This is a genomic window from Cryobacterium flavum (genome assembly GCF_900103805.1).
GTDB lineage: Bacteria > Actinomycetota > Actinomycetes > Actinomycetales > Microbacteriaceae > Cryobacterium > Cryobacterium flavum.
The window spans coordinates 55,227-61,226 of record NZ_FNIB01000017.1 but is presented as its reverse complement, the minus strand read 5'-3'; the positions used below and the strand labels follow the sequence as shown (position 1 = coordinate 61,226).

3 protein-coding genes and 2 pseudogenes are annotated in these 6,000 nt (G+C 58.8%); 3 read left to right on the top strand and 2 right to left on the bottom strand.

The genetic code is table 11. The features are described from left to right. Window positions 1–529: 529 nt before the first annotated feature. The 3 genes from BLS91_RS17505 to BLS91_RS17495 all read left to right on the top strand — a co-directional run bounded on the left by BLS91_RS17505 (window position 530) and on the right by BLS91_RS17495 (window position 4,135). The gene (locus BLS91_RS17505) at window positions 530–2,011 is read left to right on the top strand and encodes a DUF2142 domain-containing protein (RefSeq protein WP_241983012.1); all 1,482 of its coding nucleotides are present in this window, start codon (window positions 530–532) and stop codon (window positions 2,009–2,011) included. Window positions 2,012–2,174: 163 nt separating this feature from the next. Next, window positions 2,175–3,176, top strand: coding sequence for a glycosyltransferase (locus BLS91_RS17500; RefSeq protein ID WP_092342061.1), 1,002 nt, complete (start codon window positions 2,175–2,177; stop codon window positions 3,174–3,176). Continuing rightward, entirely contained in the window at window positions 3,176–4,135 is a 960-nt protein-coding gene (locus tag BLS91_RS17495) for an NAD-dependent epimerase/dehydratase family protein (RefSeq protein WP_092342059.1), read from the top strand. Before BLS91_RS17500 ends, BLS91_RS17495 begins: the two co-directional genes overlap by 1 nt. Window positions 4,136–4,272: 137 nt before the next feature. Here the strand turns inward: BLS91_RS17495 and BLS91_RS17490 are convergent. Both BLS91_RS17490 and BLS91_RS17485 read right to left on the bottom strand, forming a co-directional pair. Then, a pseudogene (locus BLS91_RS17490) lies at window positions 4,273–5,026 on the bottom strand (ATP-binding protein). Beyond that, window positions 5,023–5,940: pseudogene (locus tag BLS91_RS17485) on the bottom strand (Mu transposase domain-containing protein); the annotation flags it as partial. The pseudogenes BLS91_RS17490 and BLS91_RS17485, both read right to left, overlap by 4 nt. Window positions 5,941–6,000 lie beyond the last annotated feature (60 nt).

Sequence of the window (6,000 nt, the reverse complement as noted above, 5' to 3'; positions counted from 1 at the left end):
CGATCGGTTCCCTTGACGTCATTTCTGGGTCGTCTGCCGGCATAACGGTTGGCGGGTGGGCCTTGGACCCGGATACGGCGTCTCCGGTGGCTGTGCATATTTATGTGGGCAGTTCTGGAGTCGCGTATGTGGCGGATAAGGGGCGGTCTGATATTGGAGTTGCGTACCCGGGGTATGGGGGTTCTCATGGTATTTCTGAGGTGATTTCGGCGGCTCCGGGTACATACTCGGTGTGCGTGTACGCGATAAATACTGGGCCCGGCGCGCATACGTTTATGGGCTGTTCGCAAGCCACCGTTCCGGGCTGATAGATTGCCTTAGCTTCTGGCTTCAATGGCCACGAATCCATGGCAGCAATAGTTAGTGCATGTCCGAATTCCGGGTGATCAACCAGCCGAGGACCTGGCACCAATACGACTTGCGGTAACGTTATGAGGCAACGCCGGAACGGTCGCGCGGCTTGGACCAAGGCTTGAGGAGAATTTTGCGGCGGAGTCAACTGTTTAGAAGAGTCTTGATTGCCGCGCTTGTGCCAGTCTTTCTTTTCATCGCACTCATTAGCTGGTCACTCGCGTCGCCAGTAGGGGCAAGCCCAGACGATGATTACCATATGGCCAGCATCTGGTGTGGCCAGGGCGTTCGTGAGAATCTTTGCGAAGAAGGAGCTAGCGCAGTCGAACGGCGGGTACCGGCGACGCTTCTGCAATACTCGGGCTGCTACGCGTTCAAGCCGGAAGCGAGCGCATCTTGCCCGCAAGAACCTTCCAGCGTGCTGCTTAATACGTCTCGAGGCAACTTCGACGGTGGCTACCCGCCAGTCTTCTACGGCGTAATGAGCGTATTTGCCGGGGACAGTATCTCGACGTCGATACTGGTCATGCGAGCGGTGAATGCCTTCTTCTTCCTCACCCTTACTGCGACGATATTCTTCCTGCTTCCTGTTGCGCGTCGGGGGCCGCTTTTGTGGGGGAGTATTGTTTCACTTGTTCCCCTCGGAATGTTCATCATCCCGAGCGTCAATCCAAGCAGTTGGGCCGTGCTTTCGGCAGCCACCCTGTGGGTCTCCCTCCTCGCCTATTTTCAGGCCCAGACTAGAAGTCGACTCTTCGCTTTTGGCATACTTGCGGCCATCTCGACGATTGTCGGCGCCGGTGCCAGAGGCGATTCGGCCGTGTACGCTGCCATCGCAATGGTAACTGTCTTCATGTTGGCCTTCGAGCGAACGCAGTCGTTCCTCCGACGCTCCCTGCTTCCCCTTGGGCTGGGGCTTGTTGCAGTCGCATTCTTCTTCAGCGCCGGGCAGTCAGCCATTGTTTCTCCAGACGCCCTGAGTGAAGGTGCCACCCGTCAGGAAGTGGTCTCACTTACCATTAGTAACATTCTCCTGTTGCCACAATTGTGGGCAGGGGCTCTTGGGCTCTGGGGGCTGGGATGGCTCGATACGACGTTTCCTGGACTTGTTTGGATTCCAGCCTTGGTAATCTTTATGTCCACTCTTTTCTGGGGACTAAGACGTGTAAGTCTACGAAAGGGACTTGCCCTGGGTCTCGTGTTCGGCTGCCTAGTTCTAATTCCGCTCTATATCCTGGTCAATGATCGTGTACTCGTTGGGAGTGGAGTTCAGCCCCGCTATATTTACCCATTAATGATCATGCTGGTGGGACTCGCTGTGCTTGATCTCGACAGGGTTGACTTGGGCCTGTCCCGGGTGCAACTTACCGTCGTTGCCGTATGTTTATCCATCGCGAATACAGTCGCTCTTCACGTCAACATTCGTCGCTACGTCACTGGCACTGATGTCGGCGTTCTGGACCTCAACAAGAATGCTGAATGGTGGTGGCTCCTCCCAATCTCGCCCATGCAGGTATGGGCGATCGGGAGCCTATCCTTCACTCTGGCATTGATCGGTGCGGTCTTCTTCTCGGTGACACGCTCGGAGGGTATCTTCCCGACGAGCAATGTCGCGGCGTCAAAGCATTTGGACCACGGGACGCGCATTTCCGCAGCGTAGGGAATCTTGCACTGCATGGGCTGGCTTGAGCTAAGTTGTAGCGCCAGATGCCCCGATGGCCACATCGTCGACCTCATGAACTGCAGGACGTTACCGAAAACGTGACCCAATTTGATAGTCTTTTAAAGCAGGGACCTCTCGCTGCTCGGTACAGAAAGCCTCCATGCATACAGACCCATCCTCCAAACCGCACCTCGTTTCCGTAGTGATTCCGGTTTACAAAGGTGAGTTGACCCTTGCAAGTCTTATCGCTGAAATAGCCGATTTCACGGATGTCCGCACCACCGCTGGTGGTGTCGAGTGGCGCGTAACCGAGGCGCTCCTGGTCTTCGACAATGGGCCTGACCGGTCAGCGGACGTCATCCGCAAACTCGTGGATCGGTACGATTTCGTTCGCGCCGTTTGGCTCAGCCGCAATTTTGGCCAGCACTCGGCGACTCTTGCGGGCATGGCGTCGAGCGGGTCCGAATGGATTGCGACGCTCGATGAGGACGGCCAGCATGATCCAGCGGATATTGGACTGCTTCTCGACTCAGCACTTCGAAATTATTCGCCGGTTGTCTACGCCAAGCCGACTAACGAACCCCCTCATGGACCGCTTCGAAATGTTGCTTCGAGAGCATCGAAATGGATTATTTCGCGGCTGGCACCCGGGCAGTCAACAACCGACTTTCAAAGTTTTCGCCTGATTTTGGGTGAAGTCGGTCGCAGTGTTGCTGCGTATGCCGGGTCTGGTATTTACCTCGACGTGGCCCTCGGATGGGTCGCCTCCCGCACCGCCACCGCTGACGTCGTGTTTCGCGACGAGGGGCAGCGTGTTTCAGGGTACTCGGCGCGATCTCTTGTCAGCCATTTTTGGAGACTGGTCCTCTCAAGCGGGACTCGTGCCTTACGTATCGTCTCCGCCATTGGCGCTATCTTCGCAATCGCCGGGGTGGTCTTGGCGATTGTTTTCGTGGTTCAACGGCTTTTTGACGGGGCATTGCCAGCCGGCTGGACCTCGACCATGACTGTGATGCTGCTGGCGTCAGGGGCCGTGCTCTTTTCATTGGGGATGGTTGCCGAGTACCTTGGCCTGGCCGTGAACATGGCGATGGGCAAGCCTCCATACCTGATCGCGAGCGACATGCGAGACGGCCCGCTAGGACGAGGCCAACAGCCCTAATGTATCCACTCAGCTGGGTGATAGGAGCGGGTGGACTGTTGGGCTCTGGCCTGGTGAGGCACCTACAGGCGGTGGGGGAGATCGTGGTACGCGGTCCTCGGGTGCGGTGGGGCACTCCGGACGCTGTCACAGATCTGGCCGCTGGTCTGAGCCATCTCGTGGCTACTTCGGACGGACGGGACTGGCAGGTCTACTGGTGTGCCGGCGTGGGGGTTACTGGTTCGAATGCTGAGGCGTTTCGCGCGGAGGTCAGCACCTTCGAAGCATTTCTCGAATCGGCGCGGGGTCTGTCTGCGAATTCGTTGGAGCGCGGGAGCTTTTTTGTTGCTTCGTCAGCTGGCGGGGTCTACGGGGGCTCTCACGGGGCACCGTTCCACGAATTGTCCGAAACAGCGCCCTTAGGCGATTACGGCTGGGCCAAGATAGCAATTGAAAACGCAACGGCGGCGTTCTCGAAGTCGACTGGGGTTCGTTGTCTCGTCGGTCGAATCTCAAACCTTTATGGGCCGGGGCAGAGTCTGGCGAAGCCGCAGGGGCTGATTTCACACCTATCCCTGTCGAGTTTGACTCGCAAGCCGCTGTCGGTTTTCGTCTCCCTCGATACCTTGCGGGATTACCTGTACGTCGATGATGGAGCTGAGCTAATCGTTGCGGGCTGTAGGCGCCTGCGGCAGAGCACAGGTGCGCCGTTTCATATCAAGATTATTGCTGCCGGGCGTTCGGTGAGCATTGGGGCGTTGCTGAGCGAGTTCCGGCGCGTATCCGGTCGACGCCCGGAGATTGTCATGGGTTCATCCCCACAGTCTGCGCTGCAGAATATCGACCTGCGTCTTCAGTCTCGGTATTGGCCCGAACTCGACCATCGTGCGAAGACCAACCTGACGGACGGGATCGCTCGCACCCTGCAGGATATTCGCAGCTCATTCCTCCGGGCTGCGCCGTCTCGTACATTCAGGTAGGGACGAACCGCGGTTCCTGGATGAGTATTTGAGTGTTTAGGGGCCACTGAATATTGCCTGCGGGGGCCGCAGGTATTGTCTTCGAGTGCCGGGCTGTCGCGTGGTCGGGGGCCAACGGCACCCGACCACGCGAGTCTTTATGCCTTGACCTGGCCGGCGGTGTGTTCTCTCATGTTGTGGCCGCCGGTCTCGACCCAGATGGTGTTGTGGACGATGCGGTCCATGATCGCGTCGGCGTGAACCCCGGAGCCGAGGAGCTGGTGCCAATCCATTTTTTGCGTATTGGGTGCAAAAGACCGTTGATGCTTGGTCGTAGCGTCGCTCGAGGAGTTCCAGCAGCATGCTTCTGGTGCTCTCGTCGGGCTCGTCCAGGAGTCATTCATCGATCACCAGGAGCGTGAACGCGGCGTACTTGTTCAAGAACTTCGTGGTCCCGGCGGGTTTATCGCGGGCCAGCTGCCAGGCCTCTTCAAGCTCTGGCATCCGAATGTAATGCGCCCGCACCCGGTGCAGGCAGGCTGCTTTCGCCAGGGCGCACCCCAGATACGACTTCCCCGACCCGGTGAAGCCCTGAAACACGACGTTCTGCTGCCGGTCGATGAACGAGCACGTGCCAAGTCCCGCGATCATTGACCGGTCAAGTCCACGTTCCTCGACGAGGTCCAGACGGCGCAGGTCAGCGTTCGGATAGCGCAGGTTCGCCCGGCGGATCAGCCCCTCGACCTTCGTTTGGGTGAAGACGGAATGGGCGTCATCGACGGCCAGCTTGATCTTCTCCTCAAACGCCAAACCCAGCGTCAGGGTATCGTCCTGGGCGTCGAAGGCATCCAACAATGTGGTGACACCCATCTCGCGGAGTTTGCGTTTGGTCTCGATATCGATCCGACTCATCGTGCACCGCCTCCGGCGTAGTAGTCGGCGCCGCGAACATAGCCGCCAGTTTCGGGTTCGGTGGGTTCGAACTGCGGCATCCTGCGGGTGCTCTTCTTGTCTTGCCCGGTCTCCAGGATCGGCTGCAGGTGCGCATATCGGGGCGAGCGGACGCGACCGTCGAGCGCGATCTGACATGTTTTCTCCACCCTCTCGCTGGAGTATCGGCGGCTCAGCCGCAGCACGGCGAGGGCCGCGTCAAAGCCTTGTTCCTCCACGGGGACAGAGTCGAAGATCCTGTTGACGACGGTCACCATGTGCGGGCCGACCCGGTCAGCCCAGGCCCGAATTCTGACGGTGTCCCATTCCCGATATTTCTCACCCTGAGGCTGGTCGGCATCGTTCGTGCGGTATTCGTTCACAACATGCTCACCGAACAAGAGGTGGCTGGTGAGACGCTCATGATTGCGATAAACCTCCAGCACCTGGCTGGTGATGCGCAGGTCGACGCCCTGGCCGATCTGCGCGTAGGGGACGGAGTAGAAGTTCTTCTCCCAGACCACATGCCCGTTCTTTTGCACCCGACGCCCCATAATCCACCGGCTGATCTCATACGGAGCCGACGGCAACGGCCGCAACAGCGCTTTGTCCTCGGTTTCAAACACACTGAGGCGGGAGCCGGCGCGTTTCTGGAACGGTTCCCGGTTATAGGCATCCATGCGTTCCCGGATCGCGCCCCGCAGATCGGGGAGCGTTCCGAAGCTCCGGTGACGCAATCCGGCGATCACCCACGTCGCAACATGGGCGACCGTATTTTCCACGGATGCCTTGTCTGTTGGTGCCCGAGGTCTGCCCGGCAGCACTGCGGCCGAGTAGTGCGCGGCCATCTGGCGGTAGGCGTCGTTCAACACGATCTCACCCTCGCGAGGGTGCTTGTTTGAATATTGGCTTCTGTGGGCTCCACCGGTGGTGCGGGTGAGCGCCACTGTTCAGAT